This window comes from Pilosibacter sp. NGB245, assembly GCF_057397225.1.
In genome coordinates this window covers 2,866,975-2,892,500 of the sequence record NZ_CM171584.1, presented here as the reverse complement: position 1 = coordinate 2,892,500, position 25,526 = coordinate 2,866,975, and the positions used below count along the sequence as shown (strand labels likewise).

At 50.9% G+C, this 25,526-nt stretch carries 22 protein-coding genes, 10 tRNA genes and 1 rRNA gene (1 of these 33 running past the window's edge); 31 read left to right on the top strand and 2 right to left on the bottom strand.

Annotation, left to right across the window (positions count from 1 at the left end):
* Positions 1-546, top strand: a 23S ribosomal RNA gene (locus ACXMYH_RS12990) (it extends 2,341 nt beyond the left edge of the window).
* A gap of 420 nt (positions 547-966) precedes the next feature.
* On the opposite strand, the gene ACXMYH_RS12985 is transcribed toward ACXMYH_RS12990, so the two are convergent.
* Positions 967-1,554 (bottom strand): HD domain-containing protein, encoded by a 588-nt coding sequence (locus tag ACXMYH_RS12985; protein WP_118532433.1) that lies wholly within the window; start codon positions 1,552-1,554, stop codon positions 967-969.
* A gap of 403 nt (positions 1,555-1,957) precedes the next feature.
* On the opposite strand from ACXMYH_RS12985, the gene ACXMYH_RS12980 reads away from it, so the two are divergent.
* From ACXMYH_RS12980 to ACXMYH_RS12950, 7 genes are all read left to right on the top strand, one after another.
* Positions 1,958-2,030 (top strand) — tRNA-Asn (locus tag ACXMYH_RS12980).
* Positions 2,031-2,083: 53 nt separating this feature from the next.
* Positions 2,084-2,155: transfer RNA gene (locus ACXMYH_RS12975), tRNA-Glu, on the top strand.
* Between the two features lie 7 nt (positions 2,156-2,162).
* A tRNA-Thr gene (locus tag ACXMYH_RS12970) sits at positions 2,163-2,235 on the top strand.
* Positions 2,236-2,252: 17 nt separating this feature from the next.
* Positions 2,253-2,326: transfer RNA gene (locus ACXMYH_RS12965), tRNA-Ile, on the top strand.
* A gap of 42 nt (positions 2,327-2,368) precedes the next feature.
* Positions 2,369-2,442 (top strand) — tRNA-Asp (locus ACXMYH_RS12960).
* A 35-nt stretch (positions 2,443-2,477) separates the two neighbouring features.
* Positions 2,478-2,550: transfer RNA gene (locus ACXMYH_RS12955), tRNA-Val, on the top strand.
* Positions 2,551-2,587: 37 nt separating this feature from the next.
* Positions 2,588-2,671 (top strand) — tRNA-Leu (locus ACXMYH_RS12950).
* Positions 2,672-2,819: 148 nt separating this feature from the next.
* On the opposite strand, the gene ACXMYH_RS12945 is transcribed toward ACXMYH_RS12950, so the two are convergent.
* Entirely contained in the window at positions 2,820-3,056 is a 237-nt protein-coding gene (locus tag ACXMYH_RS12945) for a hypothetical protein (RefSeq protein ID WP_486555032.1), read from the bottom strand.
* Here ACXMYH_RS12945 and ACXMYH_RS12940 point away from each other — a divergent pair.
* The 23 genes from ACXMYH_RS12940 (at position 3,035) to ACXMYH_RS12830 (ending at position 25,386) form a co-directional block, all read left to right on the top strand.
* A complete protein-coding gene (locus ACXMYH_RS12940; protein ID WP_118532439.1) occupies positions 3,035-3,634 on the top strand; it encodes a LysR family transcriptional regulator substrate-binding protein in 600 nt (199 codons plus the stop codon). The two genes, ACXMYH_RS12945 and ACXMYH_RS12940, sit on opposite strands and share 22 nt — an antisense overlap.
* Positions 3,635-3,763: 129 nt before the next feature.
* Positions 3,764-4,456 carry an AzlC family ABC transporter permease gene (locus ACXMYH_RS12935; RefSeq protein WP_215701812.1) on the top strand — a complete coding sequence of 231 codons (693 nt, stop codon included), beginning with the start codon at positions 3,764-3,766 and terminating at the stop codon, positions 4,454-4,456.
* Positions 4,457-4,573: 117 nt separating this feature from the next.
* A complete protein-coding gene (locus ACXMYH_RS12930) occupies positions 4,574-4,900 on the top strand; it encodes a branched-chain amino acid transporter permease (protein WP_486555031.1) in 327 nt (108 codons plus the stop codon).
* A 160-nt stretch (positions 4,901-5,060) separates the two neighbouring features.
* The gene (locus ACXMYH_RS12925; RefSeq protein WP_486555030.1) at positions 5,061-5,543 is read left to right on the top strand and encodes a pyridoxamine 5'-phosphate oxidase family protein; all 483 of its coding nucleotides are present in this window, start codon (positions 5,061-5,063) and stop codon (positions 5,541-5,543) included.
* A gap of 181 nt (positions 5,544-5,724) precedes the next feature.
* Complete coding sequence (locus ACXMYH_RS12920; protein WP_486555029.1) at positions 5,725-7,161, top strand: M20 family metallopeptidase; 1,437 nt, start codon at positions 5,725-5,727, stop codon at positions 7,159-7,161.
* 203 nt (positions 7,162-7,364) lie between these two features.
* Positions 7,365-7,438: transfer RNA gene (locus ACXMYH_RS12915), tRNA-Arg, on the top strand.
* Positions 7,439-7,494: 56 nt separating this feature from the next.
* Entirely contained in the window at positions 7,495-8,043 is a 549-nt protein-coding gene (locus tag ACXMYH_RS12910) for a M48 family metallopeptidase (protein ID WP_486555028.1), read from the top strand.
* A 50-nt stretch (positions 8,044-8,093) separates the two neighbouring features.
* Entirely contained in the window at positions 8,094-9,872 is a 1,779-nt protein-coding gene (gene recJ, locus ACXMYH_RS12905) for a single-stranded-DNA-specific exonuclease RecJ (protein WP_486555027.1), read from the top strand.
* Positions 9,873-9,945: 73 nt separating this feature from the next.
* Positions 9,946-12,651 (top strand): cation-translocating P-type ATPase, encoded by a 2,706-nt coding sequence (locus tag ACXMYH_RS12900; RefSeq protein ID WP_486555026.1) that lies wholly within the window; start codon positions 9,946-9,948, stop codon positions 12,649-12,651.
* Between the two features lie 200 nt (positions 12,652-12,851).
* Entirely contained in the window at positions 12,852-13,310 is a 459-nt protein-coding gene (gene mscL, locus ACXMYH_RS12895) for a large conductance mechanosensitive channel protein MscL (protein ID WP_118532453.1), read from the top strand.
* A 130-nt stretch (positions 13,311-13,440) separates the two neighbouring features.
* Entirely contained in the window at positions 13,441-14,208 is a 768-nt protein-coding gene (truA, locus tag ACXMYH_RS12890) for a tRNA pseudouridine(38-40) synthase TruA (protein WP_215701818.1), read from the top strand.
* Positions 14,205-15,509 (top strand): anti-sigma-I factor RsgI family protein, encoded by a 1,305-nt coding sequence (locus tag ACXMYH_RS12885; RefSeq protein WP_486555025.1) that lies wholly within the window; start codon positions 14,205-14,207, stop codon positions 15,507-15,509. Before truA ends, ACXMYH_RS12885 begins: the two co-directional genes overlap by 4 nt.
* Positions 15,510-15,657: 148 nt before the next feature.
* Positions 15,658-15,730 (top strand) — tRNA-Gln (locus ACXMYH_RS12880).
* A gap of 45 nt (positions 15,731-15,775) precedes the next feature.
* Positions 15,776-15,848, top strand: a tRNA-Gln gene (locus ACXMYH_RS12875).
* Between the two features lie 327 nt (positions 15,849-16,175).
* On the top strand, positions 16,176-16,886 hold the full coding sequence (locus ACXMYH_RS12870) for an acyl-[acyl-carrier-protein] thioesterase (protein WP_215701820.1): 711 nt from the start codon (positions 16,176-16,178) through the stop codon (positions 16,884-16,886).
* A gap of 132 nt (positions 16,887-17,018) precedes the next feature.
* Entirely contained in the window at positions 17,019-17,861 is an 843-nt protein-coding gene (locus ACXMYH_RS12865; RefSeq protein WP_118298678.1) for a CvfB family protein, read from the top strand.
* Between the two features lie 21 nt (positions 17,862-17,882).
* Positions 17,883-18,257: a RidA family protein gene (locus tag ACXMYH_RS12860; RefSeq protein ID WP_215701821.1), complete on the top strand. Its 375-nt coding sequence runs from the start codon at positions 17,883-17,885 to the stop codon at positions 18,255-18,257.
* Positions 18,258-18,599: 342 nt separating this feature from the next.
* Positions 18,600-19,697 (top strand): ABC transporter ATP-binding protein, encoded by a 1,098-nt coding sequence (locus ACXMYH_RS12855; RefSeq protein WP_215701822.1) that lies wholly within the window; start codon positions 18,600-18,602, stop codon positions 19,695-19,697.
* 221 nt (positions 19,698-19,918) lie between these two features.
* Positions 19,919-21,007, top strand: coding sequence for a PucR family transcriptional regulator (locus tag ACXMYH_RS12850; protein WP_118321381.1), 1,089 nt, complete (start codon positions 19,919-19,921; stop codon positions 21,005-21,007).
* Between the two features lie 3 nt (positions 21,008-21,010).
* On the top strand, positions 21,011-21,697 hold the full coding sequence (gene ftsE / locus ACXMYH_RS12845) for a cell division ATP-binding protein FtsE (protein ID WP_215701824.1): 687 nt from the start codon (positions 21,011-21,013) through the stop codon (positions 21,695-21,697).
* Positions 21,687-22,601, top strand: coding sequence for a cell division protein FtsX (locus ACXMYH_RS12840; protein WP_118321379.1), 915 nt, complete (start codon positions 21,687-21,689; stop codon positions 22,599-22,601). The genes ftsE and ACXMYH_RS12840 overlap by 11 nt, the downstream gene beginning before the upstream one ends.
* Before the next feature lie 13 nt (positions 22,602-22,614).
* Complete coding sequence (locus ACXMYH_RS12835; RefSeq protein WP_329752662.1) at positions 22,615-23,847, top strand: peptidoglycan DD-metalloendopeptidase family protein; 1,233 nt, start codon at positions 22,615-22,617, stop codon at positions 23,845-23,847.
* A gap of 141 nt (positions 23,848-23,988) precedes the next feature.
* Entirely contained in the window at positions 23,989-25,386 is a 1,398-nt protein-coding gene (locus ACXMYH_RS12830; protein ID WP_486555024.1) for a S41 family peptidase, read from the top strand.
* Positions 25,387-25,526 lie beyond the last annotated feature (140 nt).

Sequence of the window (25,526 nt, the reverse complement as noted above, 5' to 3'; positions counted from 1 at the left end):
GACCGACGGGTCGAGCAGGTAGGAAACTAGGACTTAGTGATCCGGTGGTATGAAAGTGGGATTGCCATCGCTCAACGGATAAAAGCTACCCTGGGGATAACAGGCTTATCACTCCCAAGAGTTCACATCGACGGAGTGGTTTGGCACCTCGATGTCGGCTCATCGCATCCTGGGGCTGAAGTAGGTCCCAAGGGTTGGGCTGTTCGCCCATTAAAGCGGTACGCGAGCTGGGTTCAGAACGTCGTGAGACAGTTCGGTCCCTATCCGGCGCAGGCGGAGGATATTTGAGAGGAGCTGTCCTTAGTACGAGAGGACCGGGATGGACGGACCGCTGGTGTACCGGTTGAGCTGCTAAGCTCATGGCCGGGTAGCCAAGTCTGGCAGGGATAAACGCTGAAGGCATCTAAGCGTGAAGCCCCCCTCAAGATGAGATATCCCATTCGAAAGAAGTAAGACCCCTTGAAGACGACGAGGTAGATAGGGCAGAGGTGGAAGTGCAGTAATGCATGGAGCTGACTGTTACTAATCGGTCGAGGGCTTATCCAGGAAGGTCAAGTGGAGATTCAAAGGTTGATGAAGTTCAATATGTGGTTTTGAAGGTATGTGTGAGTAGACCAGGCAGAGATGTCTGGCCTTTTTATTTTGCGCGAACAACGAGCTAAAGTCCGCGCCTACGCGAGGCCTTGGCGACTGTCGCGATATGACAAGAGGAAGCTTGCAAAGTGTGTTTTCATTTTTTTATCAGGAAGGTCTTCGATACTTTCTGTTAAATAAAAAAAGCACGATGTGCTAATGATGTGCACTCGTGCAAAAATGAAGTTTGTCGGAAAAATGAAGATTATTGGAATCGACCGTGTGAGGCATCCATGAGATCAGCGGCATCAATAGACATCCGACAGCAGCAAAAACCACAGAGGCAGAGGGGATGCACTGAGCAGATTTACATGCTGTCTGGATATCTGGAAATTATTTCTGGATAAATCCTTTTTGGATCGCATCCTGGATCATCTGATCGGCAAGCTCGTACAGGCGCTCAGAGCCGAGTTTTGTCTTTGCATGGCGGCCATAAACCTGTGCGGAAGTGGTCTGGTGCTGCTTCCAGTCATCGCCGTTGTTACTGTGGTTTAGGAGGAGCGGCTGGATATTATCCATGGCGTGAGCGTATCTGGACTCTGGAGTTTCGCAGTATTCAAACTCATCAAAGAGTGCGGTGAGATCCTTTTTCTGGTCGTCCGGCAGAATAGAAAAGATCCGTTCCTTTGCGGCATCTTCGCGGGCTTTTTGGGACTTTAATCCTTCTTCGTCGTATGCGAAAGTATCTCCCGCATCGATCTCGACGATATCGTGGATCAGGCACATCAGCATGACTTTTGCAATATCAACGGGTTCATTTGCATATTCGCGCAAAAGATATGCCATGATCGCCATATGCCAGGCATGTTCAGCATCATTTTCACGTCGGCCGTGACCGGAAAGATGCGTCTGGCGGAAAATATTTTTCTCCTTATCGATCTCCAGTGTAAAGTCGAGCTGCTGCTTTAAACGTTCATCCATGATTGATCTCCTCCATATATGTATATAGAATTGCTGTTGGGAATGACCAGTAAACCTGCAATGCTTACCGGTAAGTTCCTTTTATGATATCAGCATATCCGAAAAATGTACAGCATGAAATCATGTACTTTAGTGGGAATGGTTCGCGACCAAAGCAGAGTACAGTAATTCTGAGAAGAATTGGTGAACTTATGCCGATTGAAATTACACATCGGATTTCATGTGTGTTCAGCGTGAATTCCAGGCAGGAGAGGAGCAGCGAGCTGATGATCCGGGGCTGGAAAGCTGCAAAAAGAAAGTGTAGAAATTTTTCAAAAAATATGAAAAAATGGGTTGACAGATGCGAAATCATATTATATAATAGCACTGTTCTTAAGGAACAGCTCAAGAACAAAGGAAATATTCCTCGATAGCTCAGTCGGTAGAGCACGCGGCTGTTAACCGCGCTGTCGTAGGTTCGAGTCCTACTCGGGGAGTTTTTATTTTGCCAGTTTCAATATTGAGCTGCTGGTACAAATAATGAGAACGCGGCCCCATGGTCAAGCGGTTAAGACATCGCCCTTTCACGGCGGTAACAGGGGTCCGAATCCCCTTGGGGTCATTGATGTGCCGATGTGGCTCAATTGGCAGAGCAGCTGATTTGTAATCAGCAGGTTATCGGTTCGAGTCCGATCATCGGCTTTCAGTCCTAAACTTATGGACCTTTAGCTCAGTTGGTTAGAGCAACCGGCTCATAACCGGTCGGTCCCGGGTTCAAGTCCCTGAAGGTCCACTCTACCTGGTAAAAGGTTCATACTATTGATAAAAATATTTTGGCCCGGTGGCTCAGCTGGTTAGAGCGCCGCCCTGTCACGGCGGAGGTCGTGGGTTCGAATCCCATCCGGGTCGCTTCCTTAGAAATAAGGATTTTAAATTTCATATCTGGGATCTTAGCTCAGCTGGGAGAGCATCTGCCTTACAAGCAGAGGGTCATAGGTTCGAGCCCTATAGGTCCCACTCGATGGGAAACCATCATCGACATATTTATATGTCTGCCGGTGTGGCGGAATAGGCAGACGCAAGGGACTTAAAATCCCTCGGGGGCAACCCCGTACCGGTTCAAGTCCGGTCACCGGCATGAAAGAAGCTTGTATTTACAGGCTTCTTTTTTTATTTAATAGATCAATCCCTCTTTCCTTTTACACATGGAAAGAGGGATTTTTGTGCATCGGATGAGGGTGTGAGGTTAAAAAGAGACAGGGAGCGTTGTCGGAGACAATCTGTTTTTAACGCATATTCTTAAGTCTGGCGATATCCGCATCGGTGCGGTTTCCGTGAATCGTGATTTCGGAGAGTGCCTCCTCGATCCGCTTAAATTCCTGATCGGTCAGTTCCACATCGGCGAGATTTTCGATGATGCGCTCCATCATCGAATATTCACTTTGAACGGCGGTCAGCGGAGTAACGGCGTGAGCACGGCGGATCACGATCGGCACACTCACTGCTTCGTCCGTGTAAAACAATCGTTGACCTGTGGTCGTCTGTCAGCAGGGACTATCCGGGGATCCAGCTTCAGATCGTTCCCTTTGATGACACTTATCCGGAGTGGCTGAATGTGTTAGAAAATCTGGGAAAAGATCTTGATATTGTGGCGGGGATCTATCCATCTACCAGATGGAAGCGCCGCTGCCAGATCTTACCGTTGACGGAGATCCCGCTCTGCTGTGCGGTTTCCAGGCAAAATCCGCTGTCCTCCAGGAAAAAACTCCGTCTGCCGGATCTCTACGGCGAAAATCTTCTGATGGTAGAGCGCGGAGACACGAAATTTATAGATGCACTGAGGGATGAGATCGAAAAAAATCATCCGCAGATCCACATTCAGGATGTTGCATCTTATGGCACCGGAGTATTCAATCAGTGCGACCGGACCAACAGTGTCATGGTCACGATCGGAACCTGGGCAGAGCTTCACCCATCGTTAGTCACGATTCTCTGTGAATGGGATTACACAGTGCCATATGGGATCGTGTATGCGGAGAATCCATCAGCACTGGTTCTGGAATTTATCGGTATTATGAAGAAATTTTCAAAGATCGGATAGATTATAGTTGCATTTTACAATGGACAGAGTTATAAAAATTACAGAAAATTCCGATAACTGTCATGCCGGCTGATAGAGGGAAAACGGACAGACGTGATTGTGAGATAAAACAGGAACAGGAGAAGAAAGATGACATTTCGGTATGCATGGAAGCGGTCGATCCCGGTCATGGCGGGCTATATCGTCCTGGGAATGGGATTCGGAATGCTGCTCGGGGCAAAAGGATACGGCGTTTTTTGGGCGATCGCCATGAGCGTGTTTATTTACGCCGGATCGATGCAGTATGTGGCGATCGATCTGATAACGGGAGGTGCGTCCCTGATCTCGGCGGCGCTTATGACACTTATGGTCAATGCGCGGCATTTATTCTACGGGATCTCCATGGTGGAACGGTACAAAGATACGAAGCCGTATAAGCCGTATCTGATCTTTGCGCTGACAGATGAGACGTATTCGCTGGTGTGCAGCGGGGATGTGCCGGAAGGCGTGGAGGAGAAAAAATACTTCTTTCTGGTATCGCTGCTGGATCAGATCTACTGGGTATTCGGAACGGTGCTTGGCTCAGTACTCGGAAGCGTGCTGAACATTAATACGGAGGGAATCGACTTTTCCATGACGGCGCTGTTTCTTGTGGTGTTTACCGAACAGTGGAAGAGTACAAAGGATCACAGAAGCGCAATTGCCGGAGTGGCAGCATCGGTACTCTGCCTGCTGGTGTTCGGACCGTCCTCGTTCCTGATCCCGTCGATGATCTCGATCACGGTGATCCTGACGGTGATGCGAGGGAGAAGGAGAACAGAAAGTGCTCAGAGAACAGCATGATTCTGATACGCTTCTGAAAAATTTGCATATGAAAGAACGAAAACTCTGACTGGGTGGGAAACATATGAAACTGGTCTGGCAGGAAAATGTCCAGTCAGGAAGGAGAGAGGATAACGGATGATAGATTTGAGAGCGGCAGCGCTGATCGCAGTGTGCGCCGGTGTGACGATGCTTTTGAGGTTTCTGCCGTTTCTGGTGTTTGGCGGCAAGAAGGAGGTTCCGGGATATATCACATATCTGTCCGGAGTTCTTCCGTATGCGATCATGGGAATGCTGGTGGTGTACTGCCTGAAAAATATGAATCTGTTCGCGGGAACGCACGGGATCCCGGAAATTCTGGCGTCTGCTGCTGTTGTCGGACTCCATGTCCGGAAACGGAATACGCTGCTCAGCATCGCGGTTGGGACAGTGTTCTATATGTTTCTGGTCCAGGTGGTATTTTAAACGATCGTATACTGCTTGTGGGATAAAAAAATTTATGATATGATAGTCTCATCTTACGGAAAGTCTGGCGGATCGTGCTTTTTCTGCAATATAGTCTGAATATATCTGAAAGAAGCAGACAGGGAAAGTGCGGTATCCGGCGGCTGGAATGGAGGTCTGGATGAGAAGAAAAGACAGAGAATTGAAGGACATGGCTGATATCGTGTCGATCGCAAAGCGGGAAACTGTGTGTACCGTTGCGTTCCACGATGAGCCATGTCCTTATTTGATTCCGCTGAATTACGGAGCGGAAGTGGAAGACGGGAAGCTGATCCTGTACTTCCATGGAGCGAAAGAGGGAACAAAACTCGACAGGATCAGAGAAAATCCCAATGTCTCATATTGCATTTACGGGGCGAATATCCTGACGATCAATTATGATACAGCCTGCAAGTCTACGACGAGTTTTGAGAGTATCTGTGGAAACGGAACTGCTTGTCTGGTGGAAGATACCGCGGAAAAGAAAAAAGCGCTGGCAGTCCTCATGAACCAGGTAAGTCCGAAGAAGGCCTTTGATGAGAATTCGTTCGCGGAGCCGATGGTAAATGCAGTTACCGTCTGGAAAATCATAACCGAAACCGTAACAGGGAAGAGACACGAATGACACGAGCGAAAGTGAGCCAGAAGCGTGCTTGCACGGTTATGGCGAACGGCGAGTGTGCGCATGAACGATAAGTTCATGCGAATCAAGAGAGCGAAAGTGAGCCAGAAACGTGCTTGCACGGTTGTGGCGAACGGCAAGTGTGCGAATGAATAAGGCAGACAATAGAAAGGAGTACATATATATGGGAACAGATTTCAGAAAAGAGATCGGAGCGACGATCGATCAGAGGAGCAGCGAATACACAAAGATCAGCGACGCGATCTGGGGCTTTGCGGAGCCGAGATTTCAGGAATATGAGTCCTCAAAACTTCAGCAGGAGTTTTTGAAATCCAGAGGATTCTCTGTCAAATCGGATCTTGCGGGGGAAGAGACCGCATTTATCGCTGAATGGGGAAGCGGAAAGCCGATCCTCGCATTCCTGGGTGAGTTTGATGCACTTTCCAGTCTTCAGCAGGAAGCAGACAACCTGGAACGCTGCCCGATCCCGGGAAAGACGAACGGACATGGCTGCGGTCATCATCTGCTCGGAACAGCTTCCGTGGCTGCGGTGGATTCCTTAAAAACGTATATGGAAGAGAACCATATGAGCGGAACGATCCGTTACTATGGCTGCCCGGCAGAAGAGAATGCAGGCGGAAAAGCATATCTGGTCCGCGACGGCTACTTTGATGACTGTGATATCGCGATCACATGGCATCCGTATACCATGAATAAAGCAATGAAGGGCGGTTATCATCTGGCAAACTTCCGTGCATTCTTTACTTTCCATGGAATTTCCTCCCATGCGGCAGGTGCTCCGGAGCTTGGGCGTTCTGCGCTGGACGCAGTTGAGATCATGGATATCGGTGTCAACTATATGAGAGAGCACATGATCGATGCGGCGAGAGTTCACGGCGCTATCACAAACTCCGGCGGAATCGCTCCGAACGTGATCCCGGCGGAAGCCCAGATCCTCTATGCGATCCGCGCACCGAAGGTAACCCAGGTGAAGAAGCTCTATGAGCGGATGTGCGACATTGCGAAGGGCGCTGCGCTGATCACAGGAACAACGGTGGATATCAAACAAGTTGCGGCCTATTCCAACCTGATCAATAATGACACTCTTGCGGATCTTGTCCAGGAGAACCTGGAGCATGTTATCCCGGTCGGCTACACAGAGGAAGAGCTTGCCTATGCGAAGAAGTTCCAGGGCGTCATCACGGAACTTGATAAAGAAGGATTAAAAGATCAGGCATCCGCGATCGGAGGAAAAGAGCACCGTCAGGAGCTTTTAGAGAGCCCGATGTGGGATTTCATTGTTGATAAGAATACTTCTTACGGCGGAGGCGGATCCACGGATGTCGGAGATGTCAGCTGGGTCGTTCCGACAGGACAGGTCTACACGAGCTGTTTCCCGGCAGGTACTGCGCTCCACTCCTGGGTAGCGGTTGCCCAAGGTAAATCATCGATCGCCCATAAGGGAATGCTGTCGGCAGCGAAAGTCATGGCTTATGTCGGCGCTGAGCTTCTCCTGAATCCGGAGCTGATCGAAAAAGCAAAGGCAGACTGGAAGGAAGAGCTGGACGGAGAGACATATCCGAATCCGCTTCCGGCAGATCTGAAACCGTCGATCTGGTAAGGAGATCGTACTGCGGGTGATCCTGCATAGGAATTGGATTGTTTGAACTACGATTGCGGTGCGCGGCTGAGCTGTTTTTGCGCACCGCGATCGGTAAAACAAAAAATTGAATAAAAATTTCAAAAAGTGTTGACAGAAACGAAAATATGTAGTAGAATACTTTTCGTTGAGTGAGTTGCGGTTCACCAAGACTTCTCAAATGTGCGTCAGTAGCTCAGCTGGATAGAGCATACGGCTACGGACCGTAGTGTCGGGAGTTCGAATCTTCTCTGGCGCGCTGATTAAGGCATCTGCATTAGCAGATGCCTTTTTTCGTATCATAGGAGACAGCATATGAAGAGAAAGACAGAACATTTTACATATGAACTGATCCGGGCGAAGCGCAGGTCCATGTCCTTAAAAGTGGATCTCGACGGGACGATCACGGTCCGGGCGCCTTACCGGACGCCGGTGCAGACAGCGGACTGGTTTGTCGAGGGACACCGGGACTGGATCGAGGTGCGCCTGAAAGCCGGAGAGCGGATCATGGCGGAGCGTCCGTCCTACACGGATCAAGAACGGGCGGAAGGCAGAAAACGGGCAGCAGTGGCGATCAGAGCCCGATGCAGCCATTATGCTCCGCTCATGGGCGTCTCTTACGGGACGATCACGATCAGGGAGCAGAAGACCCGCTGGGGAAGCTGCAGTGCGAAGGGAAACTTGAATTTTAACTGGAAGCTGGTGCTGATGCCTCCGGAGATCCTGGACTATGTGGTGGTGCACGAGCTCGCCCACAGACTCCAGATGAACCACAGCGCGGCATTCTGGGCGGAAGTCGGGAAAATCCTGCCGGATTACAGGGAACGGCGGCAGTGGCTGAAAGTAAATGGACAGAAATACTGATGGAAAACTTTTATCTGGCAGAAAAACGGTAAAAATAACGGGAGAAAAACATGGAGGAAAAGAAAGAACTCTGGATGGTGCAGACGAAGCGGGCGGATTTTTCCGGTCTCGCCATGCGGCTGGGAGTCAGCCCGGTCGCGGTGCGGGTCATGAGAAACCGCGGACTGACGGAAGAAGCGGAGATGAGAAAATATCTTTATGGGACGCTGGACGATCTCTATGATCCGCGTCTGATGAAGGGGATGGAGCAGGCGGCGGAGCTGATCGCAAGAAAGCTGAAAGAGGGAAAGCATGTCCGGATCATCGGGGATTACGATATCGACGGCGTGTGCTCGACATATATTTTGTTAAAGGGATTTCAGCGGGCGGCAAAAGAACTATCGCAGCGGTGCTCATTGGAGGCAGGCCGATACAGCGTCGAGAAAGAAAATGATGCTCAGATCGATTACGAGATCCCGGACCGCATCAAGGACGGATATGGGATCAACGAGTCGATTATCCGCCAGGCGTCCGCAGACGGAGTGGATACGCTCGTGACCTGCGACAACGGGATTGCGGCACTCCGTGAGATCAGCATCGCGAAACAGCTGGGAATGACGGTCGTGGTGACGGACCACCACGAAGTTCCGGTCGATGAGTATGGTCAGATCCTGCCTCCGGCGGACGCTGTGGTCGATCCGAAGCAGGACGGGGAGACTTACCCGTTCCACGAGATCTGCGGCGCTGTGGTCGCCTGGAAGCTCATCCGGGTGCTGTATGAGAAGCTTGGGATCCCGGAGAGTGAGTGGATGGACCTGTTGGAATTCGCCGCCATCGCTACGGTGGGGGATGTCATGAAGCTCCAGGACGAGAACCGGCTGATTGTAAAATATGGTCTCAAAAAGATCGGATCGACGAAGAATACCGGACTCCGGAAACTTATAGAAAAAAATAACCTGGATATCGAAAATTTAAGCGCGTACCATATCGGCTTTGTGATCGGTCCCTGCTTAAACGCCGGAGGCCGGTTAAAGAGCGCGAAGGTCGCACTGCGGATGCTTTTGGCGGAAGATCCGGAACGGGCCGGCGGGATGGCGGATGAGCTTAAAGAACTCAACGATATGCGGAAGGACATGACCGCGAAAGGGGAGGCGAAAGCGATCGAGCAGGTGGAAAAACAGTACATGGACGATAAGGTACTCGTTGTATTTCTTCCGGAGTGCCATGAATCGTTAGCCGGGATCATCGCCGGAAGACTCCGGGAACATTTCCACAAGCCGTCCTTTGTGCTGACCCGCGGAGAGACCACGGCGAAAGGTTCCGGCCGCTCCATCGAGCAGTATCACATGTACCAGGGACTCTGCAAAGTCTCGGATCTCCTCGTGAAGTTCGGCGGACATCCGATGGCAGCAGGACTTTCCCTGGAAGAAAAGGATATCGATGAGTTCCGGAGGCGGTTAAACGCGGACGCAGAGCTCACGGAGGAAGATTTTGTGCCAAAGATCTGGATCGACGTCCCGATGCCGTTCGAGTATGTGAACGAGAAGATCGTCCAGGAGTTAAAGGACCTGGAGCCGTTCGGACAGGGAAATGAAAAACCGCTGTTCGCGCAGAAAAGTCTGGTGATCCGGAATGCGAGAGTTCTCGGAAAGAACCGGAATGTCGTAAAGCTGAATCTCGTGACGGAGACGGGGCAGCCGGTGGACGGACTTTTGTTTGCCGATGGGGACCGGTTCCTTGAGGAGCAGGCGGGAAGAAATATGATCGATATGATCTACTACCCAGATGTAAATGAATATAATGGAACAAGGACATTGCAGGCCGTGATCAGAAATTATAAATTTCATTGAGAGACGCGGCCGGGTATGTTTTTCCCTCCATCCTCATAAACTTGCTAAAAGCAGGAGAGGATGGGGGGATTTTTTGTTTGAAGAAAAAACAGTCTTTGACGTAAAACGGGAGTTGGATGCCGGGGATCCAGGCGGTCTGTCCGACAGGGAGGCAAAACAGCGGCTGTCCATATATGGAAAAAATGAACTGCAGGAGAAGAAGCCTCCGTCTGTCCTGAAACGGCTGATCGGGCAGTTCATGGATCCGCTGATCTATGTACTGTTAGCTGCCGGTGTGATCTCAGTCCTTTTAGGGGAACAGGGCGATGCGGCGATCATCGCGGCAGTCGTGCTCTTAAATGCGGCGGTGGGAGTGGCACAGGAAGGAAAGGCGCAGAAAGCGCTGGATTCCTTAAAGAAGATGACGAGGCTCACGGCCGTGGTGCGGCGGGACGGGAGAATCCTTGAGGTGGATTCTGCCGTGCTGGTCCCCGGGGATCTCGTGCTGCTCAGTGCCGGGCAGCAGGTTCCGGCAGACCTCCGGCTGATCACTGCGGAGAACTTAAAAACGCAGGAATCGTCACTCACGGGGGAGTCGGTTCCCGTGGAGAAAGACGCAGGATTTCTGGCAGGGGCGCATACCCCGCTGGGGGACCGGAAAAATATGGCGTACATGTCCACATTTGTGACAGCCGGGAGCGGCGAGGGGATCGTCACAGCGACGGGAATGGAGACGGAGATCGGCGGGATCGCAAAGCTGATCCACGAGACGCCGGAGGAGATCACCCCGCTGCAGAAGCGGTTAGGAGACCTCGGAACGATGTTAAGCATCCTGGCGGTGGGACTCTGCGCTGTTTTATTTTTGATGGCGATCTTCCAGAAGCGGGATGCGGGGGAGATGTTCCTGACGGCGATCTCCCTGGCGGTGGCGGCGGTCCCGGAAGGACTTCCGGCGGTCGTCACGATCGTTCTCGCACTCTCAGTCTCCAGGATGGCAAAAGTAAACACGATCGTACGGAGGCTGCCGTCGGTGGAGACGCTTGGAGCTGTCAATGTGGTCTGCTCGGATAAGACGGGTACGCTGACAAAAAACGAGATGACGGTGCAGGCACTGGACGGGGATCCGGAACTCCTTCTGACGGCATTTCTTCTCTGCAATGATGCAAAATGGGGAAAACGGGAGGTGATCGGGGACCCCACGGAGGCGGCATTTTTACTCTATGCGGACAGAGAAAGCGAAGATCAGAAAAAGACGGACGTCAGAGACAGAAAGAAGAGAGGCCGGGAAAACGAAAGATGGTCAGAGAAGCTGAGAAGGGAGTGGGTCAGGAGCGCAGCGCTGCCGTTTGACTCGGAGCGGAAGCGGATGACGACGGTATGCCGGAGACAGGACAGGATCGTCTCATTCACGAAAGGGGCGCCGGATGTGATCCTGGAACGGTGTGACCACTATAAGGACGAGACGGGGATCCATCCCATGACGGAGCAGCGGAGACAAAAATGTGAAAAAAAGGTTTCCGCTTATTCCTCGTCAGGCGGACGCGTCCTGGGGGCAGCCATGAAGAACGGGAATGACATGTCCGAGCGAGGGATGACATTCCTGGGGCTGTCAGTCCTGGAAGATCCGGTGCGCCCGGAGGCCGCGGAGGCGGTAAGGGAATTTCGCCGCGCCGGGGTCACAACGGTGATGATCACGGGAGACCATAAAAATACGGCCCTGGCAGTGGCAAAAAAGCTTGGGATCGCGGATTCACCGGCCCAGTGCGTGACCGGGGAGGAATTAGACAGGATGGGCGACGACGGGCTTGAGAAACGGATCGGATCGATCCGGGTGTTCGCGCGGGTCTCCTCGGACCACAAAGTCAGGATCGTTCAGGCATTTAAGAAGGCGGACGGGATCGTCGCTATGACCGGGGACGGGGTAAACGACGCTCCGTCTTTAAGGGCGGCTGATGTGGGGATCGCCATGGGAAAGAACGGGACTGATGTGGCAAAACAGGCGGCGGACATCGTTCTGACGGATGACAATTTCGCCACGATCCGGAATGCCATTGAGGAAGGAAGAGAGATCTATGAAAACATCAAAAAGACGGTGATATTTCTGCTTTCTTCGAACTTTGGGGAGATCATGACCATGTTTTTCGCGATCCTGTTTTCGCTGCCAGCCCCGCTCAAGGCAAGCCACATCCTTTGGATCAACCTGATCACGGATTCTCTGCCGGCACTGGCACTGGGGACGGATGTGTGCGACGGAATGGAGCTGATGGAAAAGGAGCCGCGAAGACCGGGAGAGAGCCTGTTTGCCCACGGAGGCGGGATCTGCACGGTGTTTTACGGATTTCTTATCGCACTGATCAGCCTGACCGCTTTTCTGGTCGTTCCGACAGCTCTTCTTGTCGGGAGCGGAAGACCGGCTGCACTTGCCGGGATCAGAAAAGTGCTGGAAGATCCCATGATCCTGGCGCACTGCCAGACGTATGCCTTTACCGTCCTGGGACTGTCCCAGCTTTTCCACGCGATCGGGATGCGGGATGTGGAAAAGTCTGTTTTCCGGATGGATCCTGTGAATAACCGGCTGATGATTCTGGCGCTGGCGGTCGGATTCTCCCTGCAGTTTGTGGTGACGGAACAGACGTCGCTCGTTGCGGCGTTCCAGACCGTGCGGCTCACGAAGACAGAATGGGCAAGACTTATCATCCTCTCCGCCATGCCGCTGTTTGCTCATGAGCTTTTACTCCTGCTGTCGCATTTTGGGAGAGGAACGGGGCAGGACGGAGATCCATCGGGGAAAGTCCGGTGATGGAAACGAGCACTGCAGAGGGACAGAAGCAGGATAAAATGGGGAAAATTTGAGGAAAAGATAAAAAAACAGGAACTGGGTATTCCCAACAAAGAGAAAAATTGGTAGAATAGTGGTGAAAATTGGTCCTGTTCATCTGGCAAAGAAAAGGAACAGGCACAAAAAAAATCTGCGAAGAGCAGTCACCAGGAGGTCTTTCAATGAGTAAGCTACTGAAAGAATTCCGTGAATTTGCCGTTCAGGGCAATATGATCGACATGGCAGTCGGCATGATCATCGGTGCTGCATTTAAGGATCTTGTAAATTCCTTAGTCAGCGACATGGTGATGCCTGTGATCGGACTTTTTACGGGAAAGCTGGATTTCAGCAATATGTTTATCTCACTGAACGGAGAGCACTACGCGACTCTGGCTGAGGCGCAGGCGGCAGCAGCTCCGACCGTAAACTACGGTCTGTTTATCACAGAGATCATCAACTTCATTATCATGGCGTTCGTGATCTTCATGGTAGTCAAACAGCTGAACCGCGCAAAGAAAATGTTCGAGAAACCGGCAGCTCCGGCTCCTGCTACGGAGAAGGAATGCCCGTACTGCAAAACAAAAATCAATATCCATGCGACACGCTGTCCGCATTGTACATCCGTGCTGGAAGACAAATAGTCTTTTCCGGGCGGTAACAGGCAGATGAGCCAGAAATTCCCGGCGGATCAAGGAAGAAAATTCTGCCGGGAATTTTTGTTTACCGGGAAAAGCCGGAACGGGTCCGCTTTGAGATCAGGAAGGAACAACAATGAAGAATAATATTCGCATTACGCTGGAATATGACGGAAGCCGGTATGACGGCTGGCAGAAACAGGGAAATACGGAGAATACGATCCAGGGGAAACTGGAGGCAGTGCTTTTAAAAATGGCGGGAGAGGAAGTGGAGGTCCACGGGTCCGGAAGAACAGACGCGGGAGTCCATGCAAAAGGCCAGGTGGCAAATTTCCATGTGGACGCGAAGATCTGCCCGGACGGAGAGACTGCGAAAGAATACTTAAACAGGTATCTGCCGGAGGATATCCGGGTGCTTGAGGCTGATCCCGCACCGGAACGCTTCCACAGCCGTTTGTCCGCCTCCTCAAAAACATACGGATATTATGTGGAGACCGGGGATAAGAAGAATGTGTTTGAGCGAAAATATGTTTACGGATTTGGAAAAAAACTGGATCTGGAGGCCATGAGGCGCGCGGCAGGCTTCCTCATCGGGGAGCATGATTTCAAAAGTTTCTGTGCGAACCGCAGGATGAAAAAGAGCACGGTGCGCCGGATCGATGAGATAAAGATCGTGGAACACGGAACGAAGATCGAACTTCTGTATACAGGAAACGGCTTTCTCTACAACATGGTGCGGATCCTGACGGGAACGCTCCTGGAGATCGGCAGCGGAATGCGGAAACCGGAGGAAATGAAGGTGATCCTGGAGGCAAAGAACCGGGACATGGCGGGGAGAACTGCTCCGCCGGAAGGCTTATTCCTTCTTCACGTGGCTTATGAAGGCGAGAGGAAAACGGTATGATGAATCAGAATGAAGAACATGAGGACATACTCTTTGAGGAGAAGAAAAAGCAGACGGACCGAAGGGAAGCGGGAATGGGAGCTGACGGAGAATTCTCCGCGGAATCCCTGAAAAGGTGGTTTACGAGGGCAGGAGGAGCGCTGGCGGCCTGCGCAGCTGCCGTCTGCCTGATGACGGTCCTGATGGCCGGAAAGAATCAGAAAGAGTCCCTGATCATGGAAGTAAATTCCGATATCCTGATGGAATTTACCATGAACCGGAGGGGCGCAGTGCTGTCGGCATCCGGAAAGATGGCGAGGACAAATGAAACAGTCTCCATGGATGCGTTTGACGGAAAAAGTCTTGGGATCACTGTGGGGAAAATCTTTGACCGGCTCGCTGAGAATAACAGTCTGGGCGAGGACGGAGGAATCCTGATCTCTGTCCGGAGATCTGATCCGGACAGTAAGGCGTCGCCGGAGAAGATCGTAAAAGAAGTTCAGAAGGAGACAGAGTCCGAGCTCCAGAAAAAGGAGTCCAGGGCGAAGGTCTACGTGTTTGAGGCGGATGAGGACGCAGACACGAAAAAACTTGTGACGGAATATGGGATCACGGTGACGAAGGCGGAGTTCTTAAAGCGTCTGTTTGCGGAAAATCCGGAGATCACAGTGCCGGAAAAGGAAGAACTCGCCGGGTATTCCTCGAAACGTCTGGTCCGTGAGATCGAAAAACATGAATATCAGCTGTCGCTGGAGCCGGTGATCGTAAAGACGACGTTTGAGAAGGCCAGCGAGGAGAGTACAGAGGAGGAGACAACTGCTCAGGAGAGCACGGAAGATGTCTTAAAGCAGGAAACAGAGACTACGGATGAGTCTGCTGCGGGCGAAGAGACAGAGACTACGGAGAACGATGGCCTTTCGGAGATGCAGAGACGCCGGAAAGCCCTGGAAGCCGGAGAGAGCGTGGACTGGGTGGACCAGGATACAGGAAGCTACCGGAAAGACGGGGATGACGAGGACGATGAGTCTGAGCGCGATGAATATGGAAGTTCTGAACGGAGACGGAATCGGAATACCTGGGAGTATGGAACTTCTCATGAGACGACCGGCGTTCCGGAAACTTCTCCGGCGGAGACGGCTCCTGCTGTAACTGCAGCGCCGGAAACTGTGCCGCCGGAGACAGCCGCGCCGACAGCCTCGGAGACAACGGCTGCGGTCCCGGAGACCACCGCGGCGTCCGGAATGCTGACACCGGAAACAAAGACTCCGGCATACATGCAGGGCCCTGGTTTCGAAGATCCGGACAATCCGCGGAATCATTAAGACAGGTGAGGGAAAATGTTTATCCACAGGCAGTAATTTTCCGGACTGGAAAGCCTGCAGCAGGATCCAGTAAATAAAAAATAAAAAAATTAAAAAAAATAGTTGACGGATCAGAGTCGTTGCGCTATAATATGTCTCGTTGATGCATTGGGCTATCGCCAAATGGTAAGGCAACGGACTCTGACTCCGTCATTTTCAAGGTTCGAATCCTTGTAGCCCAGTTTATAACTAAATATTGTCAAAGTGCTTTAAGCACATATTATTATTGGGCTATCGCCAAATGGTAAGGCAACGGACTCTGACTCCGTCATTTTCAAGGTTCGAATCCTTGTAGCCCAGTTGATAAAAGGCTGTTAATCTTTGTGAATGCAAGGCTTAATGGTCTTTTTTGTTACTGTACACCTTTTTCTTGCGCTTGACATCCATTTGTGTTAATGTAAAGGCGAAGCTAACTGTTCAGTAGGTCTGCGCATTTACTGCGCTGACCGTACGAAAACATGGGCTGGCAGGCAAAAATCCCATTGCCGCAGGCAATTTTTAATGGATTTTTGCTCGTGACTGTGAAGGTACTGAACAGTTACAGGCGAAGTCGGAAAAAGAGAGCGTGTTTCGCGGGAATGGATTTTTGAGTCGGAATACGGATCTTGCCGATCGGTGAGGTAGATTATGTATGAATTAAACAGCCGGGTCCGGTACAGCGAGACGGATATTGACGCGAAGCTGTCCCTGACCGGGATCATGAATTATATGCAGGACTGTTCGACAATGCAGTCGGAAGACGCGGGAGTTGGGATCGGATATCTGGAGCAGGAGAAGAAAGCATGGCTGTTATCATCCTGGCAGATCATGATCGAAAGACGCCCGGCGCTGGGTGAAAAGATCCGCGTGGTCACATGGCCGTATGGGGTAAAAGGACTTTACGCCCTGAGAAACTTCGCGATCCTAGATGAAAAGAACGAATATCTCGTGAAGGCAAATTCCTACTGGTTTCTCCTGAATACGGAGACGGGACGCCCGATGCGGATCATGGAGTCGGACACAGCTCCTTACGGGGAGTTCAGCCCGAAACTCGAGATGGAGGATGCGGGAAGAAAGATCCAGGTGCCGAAGGAGATGGGGGAGACGGGCCGGATGGTGGTCATGAAACACCTTCTCGACACGAACCTTCATGTAAACAATGCCCAGTATGTGGACATTGCGAGAGAACTTCTTCCGGCCGGGACGGAAATTTCGGAGATCAGGGCTGAATACAGGAAAGCGGCTGTGCTCGGGGATGAGATCGTGATCAGGAGCGCGCGGGAAGGAAAATCCTATCTTGTATCGCTCTGCAATCCGGACGGCGATGTGTTTGCAAATATCGAGTTGAAAGAGATGTAACCGGATCCTGCTGATGGTTGGCAGGATCATGACAGTGAAAATAAAAAGAGAGGACGCAGCGGAAAGATCCTGGTTGCTGTTTGCATGGAACGTGAACAATGCCGGGGATGCAGCTGCGGGAGGACGAAAGACATGATGGAAATCGGAAAAATTCAGAAACTGAAAGTGATCAAAGAGAAGGACTTCGGAATTTATCTCTCTGACGGAGATAAGGCGGATGCCCAGGGCGTCCTTCTCCCGAAGAAGCAGGTACCGGCGGGAACGAAGATCGGGGATGAGCTGGAGGTGTTCCTCTACAAGGATTCTGAGGACCGCCTGATCGCGACGACATCCCGCCCGAAGGTCACTCTGGGTGAGACGGCGGTCCTTGAGGTGAAAGAAGTCTCAAAGATCGGCGCGTTTCTCGATATGGGACTGGAGAAAGATCTCCTGCTCCCGTTTAAGGAGCAGACCCACCAGGTCCGCAAAGGGGAGAAATGCCTAGTTGCCCTCTACGTGGATAAGAGCAAACGTCTCGCGGCGACCATGAAGGCGTACCAGTATCTGAGATGCGATTCCCCGTACCACACCGGAGACGAGGCGGATGGATTTGTATTTGAGATCAATCCGGATATGGGCGCATTCGTTGCGGTGGATGGGATCTACCAGGGAATGATCCCGAAAAAGGAACTGTTTTCCGGCTACAAGGTAGGAGATGAGATCCGTGTCCGTGTGACGAGAGTCCGTGCGGACGGAAAGCTTGACCTCACAACGAGAGACAAGGCGGGAAGCCAGATCTTTTCTGACGCCGATCTTGTCATGAAGGTCATTGAAGAGTTTGACGGAGTCCTGCCGTTTAATGATAAGGCAGCTCCGGAAGTCATCGCGCGCGAGTTCAAACTCAGCAAGAACGCATTCAAGCGTGCGGTGGGACATCTGTTAAAAGAAGGAAAGATCGAGATCACGGAGAAAAGCATCCGGAAAATCGATAAATAAGGAATCATGGAGGAAAATCACATGAAGAAAGTTATCAGCACAACAAACGCACCGGCAGCGATCGGACCGTATTCCCAGGCAATCGAGGCAAATGGTTTTGTATTTGCATCCGGACAGATCCCGGTAAACCCGGAGACAGGTGAGATCCCGGAGGGGATCGAGGCTCAGGCAGAGCAGGTCATGAAAAATGTGAAGAATCTTCTCGAGGCAGCAGGGACATCTGTTGACCAGGTTGTAAAAACAGGCGTATTCATCAAAAACATGGATGATTTCGCAACGATCAACGGCATCTATGCAAAATATTTCGCAAAAGACTGCCCGGCACGTTCCTGCGTGGAGGTTGCAAGACTTCCGAAGGACGTCCTTCTTGAGATGGAAGCGATCGCAGTAAAATAAGAATGATCGCGACAGTCGCCAGGGTCTCGCACAAGCGCGGACTTTGGCTCGTTGTTTGCGTAAATAAAAAAGGCGGAGACTGTGAGTGAAAACAGTCTCCGCCTTTTTGGTAATTTTGATAAGAAATTAACTAACCGTCTGTCTGTTTTTATGGAAAAAGGGCATATTTTTCAAAAAGTCTGAGTGGTCCTATGGAATATGCATGGAAAAAACGCATTTTTTTGTGGAATAACCATATGGAAAAACATGTACTGTTTGTGTATGATGGATACAATAGATATAACAATAGGTTAAGTCTGCAATCCTGCAGATGAATATATCATACAGATCAGGAGGAAATTGATGTCTGGTTTAGTGTTAAAAAATATCAACAAGACGTTTCCGGGTGACCAGCAGGCAATCCGGGATTTCAATCTGGAAGTGAAGGATAGGGAATTTCTGATCTTGGTGGGACCGACGGCGTGCGGAAAATCGACGCTGCTTCGGATGATCGGCGGACTTGAGGAGATCACTTCAGGCAGCCTGCTGATCGATGGGATCGACATGACGGACGCGGATCCGAAAGAGAGAAACGTCGCGATGCTTTTTAAGAACAGTGTACTCTATCCGGGAATGAGCGTGGAGGAAAATCTTATGTTTTCACTCCGGATGGCAAAAATGAACCCGGCGGAGATCGAGAGAAGAGTGGAAGAGACTGCAAAGATCTTAAATCTTGGGGAGACTCTTGACAAGATGCCGGAAGAACTCTCAGCCGCTGATACATATCGTGTCCTTCTCGGACGTGCCCTGATGCGCCGCCCGGGGATCCTGCTCCTGGACCGCACGATCGCGGAGGCGGATCCGGATGTTCAGGAAGTGATGAGAAAAGAATTTGCAAACATCAACCGTGAGCTCGGGATCACAGTGATCTACGCGACAGACAGCCAGAAAACGGCAATGGCGCTGGGGACAAGGATGATCGTGATGAACGAAGGCGTGATCTGCCAGGAAGACTCCGCACAGAATATCTATAACCACCCGGGCAGCCTGTTTGTTGCCGGATTTTTCGGAACACCGCGGATGAACTTATCCATCGCGAAGGTGACGGAGGAGAACGGCAGTGTTGTCCTGAAGTTTTCATCAGGAACAATCCCGCTCTCAGAGAAAAAAGGAAATTTCCTCAGAGAGCTCGGCTATGTGGGCAAGGAGGTCTTTACAGGTGTCCGCCCGGATAAAGTCGCTCCGGCAAAGAACGGAGAGAACGGTGAGATCACAGGGGAACTCATCGGAGGCGAGGAGATCGATGATGCGCCGTATATCCGCTTCCGTGTCGGTGAGAATGAATTCCTGGCAAAGGCGGAAGGCGGAGAAAATCTCACCGGAAAGAAGATGTCCTTCAAAATTTCCGGCGACAATGTGTACCTCTTCGACAAAGAAACAGAAAAAATCATTGCAGAATAACCAAAATATCAGGCAGGCCGGTCCTTTTACGGGGATCCGGTCTGTTTTTTTAGTGAAAAATACAAAAAAATTCTTTTCTTTTTTGTGATTTTGCATTAGAATAAATGTGAATATGTCCATGCCTGCAACGATTGCCATTCATCCCGAAAGGAACTGCAAACCGTGGAACCTGAGGAGAAAGGTACTGGATCGTCGCGATACTGTGAAAAGGAGAGGACGCTATGATTTCAAATCAGATTTTACAGTCGAATATCGAAGGACTGAAAGAGATTACAAGAATTGACCTTTGCGTCTGTGATGTGGAGGGAAAGGTCCTGGCTTCCACATTCGAGCATGCGGAAGAGTATGAAAGCTCCATACTCGCGTTTGTGGATTCTCCGGCGGACAGCCAGGTGATTTCCGGTTATCAGTTCTTTAAAGTGTTTGATGAGCACCAGCTTGAGTACATCCTGCTCGCAAAAGGCGGCAGCGATGATGTTTATATGGTAGGCAAACTGGCAGCGTTCCAGATCCAGAATCTTCTGGTGGCCTACAAGGAAAGATTCGATAAAGATAACTTCATCAAGAACCTTCTTCTCGACAACCTTCTTCTCGTTGATATCTACAACCGCGCGAAGAAGCTCCATATCGAGACGAATGTAAAACGAGTAGTATATCTGATCGAAACAAAGAATGAAAAAGACAACAATGCTCTGGAGACGATGCGGAGCCTGTTCTCTACAAAGACAAAAGATTTCATCACGGCTGTCGATGAAAAGAATATCATCCTCGTCCGCGAGGTAAAGCCGGGTGAGACTTACGAGGATCTTGAGAAGGTCGCGAACACGATTCTGGATATGCTGAACACGGAGGCAATGTCCAAGGTGCGCATCGCGTTCGGTACGATCGTCGGCGAGATCAAGGATGTCTCCCGCTCCTACAAAGAGGCGAAGATGGCTCTCGACGTCGGAAAGATCTTCTACAGCAGCAAGAATGTAGTTGCTTACTCGAACCTTGGTATCGGACGTCTGATCTATCAGCTTCCGCTTCCGCTCTGCCGGATGTTTATCAAGGAGATCTTTGACGGGAAGAACCCGGATGAGTTCGATGAGGAAACACTCACAACGATCAATAAGTTCTTTGAGAACAGCCTGAATGTCTCCGAGACATCAAGACAGCTCTACATCCACAGAAATACGCTTGTTTACCGTCTGGATAAGCTCCAGAAGAGCACCGGCCTGGATCTGCGCGTATTTGAGGACGCGATCACCTTCAAGATCGCCCTGATGGTTGTAAAGTACATGAAGTACATGGAGAATTTGGACTACTAAATTATGATAGAAATTTCAAAACTGACAAAGACCTATGACAGGGGTACGAAAGCCCTGCGGGATGTGAACATCACGATCGATGATGGGGAATTTGTCTTTATAACCGGCCGGAGCGGCTCCGGAAAATCCACATTGATCAAGATCCTCTTGAAGGAAGTGGAGCCGACTTCCGGCCGTGTTGTCGTTAATGACATGGACCTCGTGAAAATGCCGAGAAGATATGTTCCGAAATACCGCAGACGCCTTGGTGTCGTATTCCAGGATTTCCGTCTTTTAAAAGATAAGACAGTTTATGAGAATGTGGCATTTGCCCAGAGAGTGATCGGAGAGTCCAGCCGGACGATCCGGGAATCTGTTCCGCATATGTTGAAGATGGTAGGTCTTTCTTCCAAATATAAGTTTTTCCCGCACCAGCTTTCCGGCGGAGAACAGCAGCGAGTGGCGATCGCCAGGGCTCTGATCAACCGTCCGGAGATCCTGCTTGCCGATGAGCCGACAGGAAACCTGGATCCCCACAATGCGATGGAGATCATGGGACTTCTGGAAAAGATCAACAGGCGTGGGACAACCGTGATCGTTGTCACGCACAGCCATGAGATCGTGGACATGATGAAAAAACGTGTTATTACGATTGACCGTGGTATGGTGATCCGTGATGAGGAGGAAAGTGGGTACCGTTATGAGGATTAGCACATTCTGGTTCTGCATGAAGCAGGGACTGGTGAATATATGCAGAAATATCTGGTTTTCCCTTGCGTCGACCGCGATCATTTCTGCATGTATTTTTTTATTCTGCGTATTTTTTTCTGTGATCACCAACATCGAGTACATGGTCCGCACGGCGGAGACAACGATGGGGATCACGGTATTTTTCGATGAGAACCTGACGGAGGACGAGATCAAAGACATCGGGGCAAAGATCGAGTCGGATAAGTCGGGAATCATAAAAGAGATCAAATTTGTCTCCGCTGAGGAGGCGTGGGACAGCTTTAAGAGCGAGTATTTCGGGGACGAGGAGGCACTTGCGGAAGGATTTGCGGACGATAATCCTCTTGCGGGATCTTCTTCCTATGAGATCCGCTTAAACAACATCACGGATCAGGACGGGATGGTGGCTTATCTGGAAGGACTTTCCGGAGTCCGCAAGGTAAACTATTCCAACAGTGCGGCAACCGGCCTCGCGAGCTTTAATAAGATCCTGGGACTCCTGTTCGGCGTCCTGATCGCCATGCTGCTCGCCGTTGCGGTGTTCCTGATTAGCAATACGATCTCTGTCGCCGCTGAATTCCGCAAGAACGAGAACAGGATCATGCGGCTCATCGGAGCGACAAATTTCATGATCCGGGCACCGTTTGTGGTGGAGGGAACGATCCTGGGGCTGATCGGAGCGGCGATCCCGCTGGGAGTCATGCTGTTCGTTTACCGCCAGACCGTGGAATATGTGATGAACCGGTTTGAGCTGCTCTCGGGGATCATCCAGTTCCTGCCGATCGGAACCTTCTATCCGACGATGGCGGCGATCGCCCTCGCACTTGGCGGCGGACTTGGATTTTTCGTAAGTTTCTTTACGATCCGCAGAGAGCTGCGCGTGTAGGAGGGAGAGACAAATGAGAAGATCAGGAAAATTTCTGGCTGCGGCCTTGTCTTTTGCCCTCGTTCTCGCGACGCCGCTTTCCGCCCAGGCGACGAAGAGCGGACTGAGTGACGCGAAGAGCAAAAAAACGGCGTTGGAAGCGGAAAAAAAGAAAACAGAACAGGAATTAAAGAACCTGGAAGGACTGAAAAGCGACACGACCGCCTATGTCAAAAAGCTGGATTCCAGCCTGGAATCCATTGGAAATGAGCTTTCAAAGCTGAATGATGACATCGACGCGAAGGAAAAGCAGATCGATACGACAAAGCAGGAACTCTCCGAGGCGAAGGAGACGGAGAAAAGCCAGTATGAATCCATGAAGCTCCGGATAAAATATATGTACGAGAAGGGAGACAGCACCTACGTGGATCTTCTCATGGAGGCGGGTTCCCTCTCAGAGCTTTTAAGCAAGGCGGAGTATATCACAAAAATCTCTTCCTATGACCGGCAAAAACTCGATGAGTATGCCGCAACGAAGGAGAAGATCGCAGAGAAAGAGAAAGCTCTGGAAGGAGAGCATGCTGAACTATTAACTCTTCAGGATGAGACGGAGGCAAAACAGGCGTCCGTGGAGAAGCTTCTCGCCGCGAAACAGACGGAGCTCCAGAACTACGAGACGAAGATCGCTTCCGCAGAAGGTCAGATCTCCGAATATGCGAAGGCGATCGAGGCGCAGGAAAACCAGATCAAGTCCATCGAGGCGGAAATCAAACGGAAGGAAGAGGAAGCGAGAAAGAAAGCCGAGGAAGAGAAGAAAAAAGCTGCTGCGGCAAACAAGGCGGCACAGACGTATAAAACCGTGAGCCTTGGGGACATTAGCTTTACATGGCCGTGTCCGGCGAGCGGACGGATCACTTCGGGATTCGGAAGCCGGAAATCCCCGACAAAGGGAGCTTCTTCGAACCACCAGGGAATCGATATCAGCGCGCCGACAGGAACTTCCATCGTCGCGGCTGCAGCGGGTGAGGTCGTGATCGCGACTTACAGCTCTTCCGCTGGAAATTATGTGATGATCAGCCATGGAGGCGGCGTCTATACGGTTTATATGCACGCGTCCAGTCTTCTGGTATCACAGGGACAAAGTGTGAAAAAGGGACAGACGATCGCGAAAGTCGGCTCAACGGGCTATTCCACCGGATCCCATCTCCATTTCGGAGTCCGGGTGAACGGTTCCTATGTGAATCCGACGAAGTATGTAAGTCCATAGCGGACTTTGACAGAGCTGCGCAGATCATGCGGACAATTCGGATCGTGATAGGCTTTGCTGTACATAATGGATTTCAGACAGCAATGGAAGAGAAAAATCTCCAGACAAAAACAGCTGCAGAAGGATGAAGGAGAGAAGACATTGGAAGAGAAAGAGACGAAAAATAAATTCTGGAAAGGCGTCCTGGTGGGCGCACTTGTGACGGCTTTTGCGGGATTTGCAGTGGTTGGATTTGCAACCGGAATATGGATCATCGGGCGTCGGACTTCGGAGAGTCAGAGCGCACAGACGACCGGAGCGGATGCCAACAAGCTGGATATGAAAAAGATCGAGCCGAAGCTTCAGTACATGGAGGCACTGATCGACAAGTACTTCCTGTTTGATGAGAACATGACGGAGGAAGAACAGAAGAAGAACGGGACAGCGGAGGACTGGATCTATCGTGGGTACATGTATTCTCTGAACGATCCGTATTCTGTGTATTATGATAAGGACGAATATACCAGTCTGAACGAGGAAAATTCCGGTACCTACTGCGGGATCGGCGTTCAGGTCAGCCAGAATGTATATACCGGGATTATCACGGCTGTGAAGGTGTTTAAGGATTCCCCTGCACAGGAAGCCGGAATGCTTCCCGGAGATATCCTCTACAAAGTGGAAGATATCGAGGCGACCGGTGAGGACCTCTCTCTTCTCGTGAGCGATCACATCCGCGGTGAGGAAGGAACGAAGGTCCATCTGACTGTTTACCGTCAGTCCACGGATGAATATGTGGAGATGGATGTGGAGCGGCGCATGGTGGAGAATCCGACCGTGGAGTATGAGATGCTGGAAAACGAAGCCGGATATATCTCACTTTCTTCCTTTGAGGAGGTAAGCTCCGAACAGTTTAAGAAAGCTGTGGATGACCTTACAGCTCAGGGAATGGAAAAGCTGATCGTCGATCTTCGAAACAACGGCGGCGGTGTTGTCCAGGCGGCGAAGGAAATCGCAGATTATCTTCTTCCGGATGGAAAGACCATCGTAAGCTTTAAGGGAAAAGGAATCGATGACAGCACCTACTCTTCCGATGACGGACATGAAGTGGATGTCCCGATCATTCTTCTTGTAAACGGCGAGAGCGCCAGCGCCTCCGAGGTACTGACGGGTGCCTTAAAGGATAACAACTGGGCAACGATCGTCGGAGAGAAGACCTTCGGAAAAGGAATCGCCCAGGGAGTGTTCAATCTCCCGGACGGCAGCGGCCTGAAACTCACAACGGCATACTACTATACCCCGTCCGGTGAGTGCATCCACAAACTCGGCATCGAGCCGGATGTGACAGTCACACTCGACGAGGATCTGAAGTCAAAGATCGAGATCCCGAAGGATGAGGACAATCAGCTGCAGACAGCTCTGGAGGTCTTCGATGAAGGCGTGGATGCCGTAAATGAAAAGATCTCCGCAGAGAATGGGGAGACAGCGGCCGCGGATGATGATTTTGAGGCGAAGGTGAAGGAGAATCTGGAGATCGAGAAGGAGACAGGGGCTGAGAAGTAAAAACTGAAGATATTATGATAAACTAGAATTGAGAGGAATTTTTCAGTTGTGAGAAATCAGACTGGGAAGTTCCTCTTTTGCTTATATGAGCTAATAGCTAAAGATTGTGCGCGTAGGAAGCGTGGTGTTTGCTGAATTGA

Bases quoted from the DNA above. Each gene is read 5' to 3' on its own strand.
- ACXMYH_RS12935 (WP_215701812.1), top strand. From the start codon at position 3,764: ATGACATTTCGGTATGCATGGAAGCGGTCGATCCCGGTCATGGCGGGC.
- ACXMYH_RS12885 (WP_486555025.1), top strand. From the start codon at position 14,205: ATGATGAATCAGAATGAAGAACATGAGGACATACTCTTTGAGGAGAAG.
- mscL (WP_118532453.1), top strand. From the start codon at position 12,852: ATGAGTAAGCTACTGAAAGAATTCCGTGAATTTGCCGTTCAGGGCAAT.
- ACXMYH_RS12865 (WP_118298678.1), top strand. From the start codon at position 17,019: ATGATGGAAATCGGAAAAATTCAGAAACTGAAAGTGATCAAAGAGAAG.
- ACXMYH_RS12850 (WP_118321381.1), top strand. From the start codon at position 19,919: ATGATTTCAAATCAGATTTTACAGTCGAATATCGAAGGACTGAAAGAG.
- ACXMYH_RS12860 (WP_215701821.1), top strand. From the start codon at position 17,883: ATGAAGAAAGTTATCAGCACAACAAACGCACCGGCAGCGATCGGACCG.
- ACXMYH_RS12910 (WP_486555028.1), top strand. From the start codon at position 7,495: ATGAAGAGAAAGACAGAACATTTTACATATGAACTGATCCGGGCGAAG.
- ACXMYH_RS12835 (WP_329752662.1), top strand. From the start codon at position 22,615: ATGAGAAGATCAGGAAAATTTCTGGCTGCGGCCTTGTCTTTTGCCCTC.
- ACXMYH_RS12855 (WP_215701822.1), top strand. From the start codon at position 18,600: ATGTCTGGTTTAGTGTTAAAAAATATCAACAAGACGTTTCCGGGTGAC.
- ACXMYH_RS12870 (WP_215701820.1), top strand. From the start codon at position 16,176: ATGTATGAATTAAACAGCCGGGTCCGGTACAGCGAGACGGATATTGAC.
- ftsE (WP_215701824.1), top strand. From the start codon at position 21,011: ATGATAGAAATTTCAAAACTGACAAAGACCTATGACAGGGGTACGAAA.
- ACXMYH_RS12985 (WP_118532433.1), bottom strand. From the start codon at position 1,554: ATGGATGAACGTTTAAAGCAGCAGCTCGACTTTACACTGGAGATCGAT.
- ACXMYH_RS12925 (WP_486555030.1), top strand. From the start codon at position 5,061: ATGAGAAGAAAAGACAGAGAATTGAAGGACATGGCTGATATCGTGTCG.
- ACXMYH_RS12930 (WP_486555031.1), top strand. From the start codon at position 4,574: ATGATAGATTTGAGAGCGGCAGCGCTGATCGCAGTGTGCGCCGGTGTG.
- ACXMYH_RS12840 (WP_118321379.1), top strand. From the start codon at position 21,687: ATGAGGATTAGCACATTCTGGTTCTGCATGAAGCAGGGACTGGTGAAT.
- recJ (WP_486555027.1), top strand. From the start codon at position 8,094: ATGGAGGAAAAGAAAGAACTCTGGATGGTGCAGACGAAGCGGGCGGAT.
- truA (WP_215701818.1), top strand. From the start codon at position 13,441: ATGAAGAATAATATTCGCATTACGCTGGAATATGACGGAAGCCGGTAT.
- ACXMYH_RS12920 (WP_486555029.1), top strand. From the start codon at position 5,725: ATGGGAACAGATTTCAGAAAAGAGATCGGAGCGACGATCGATCAGAGG.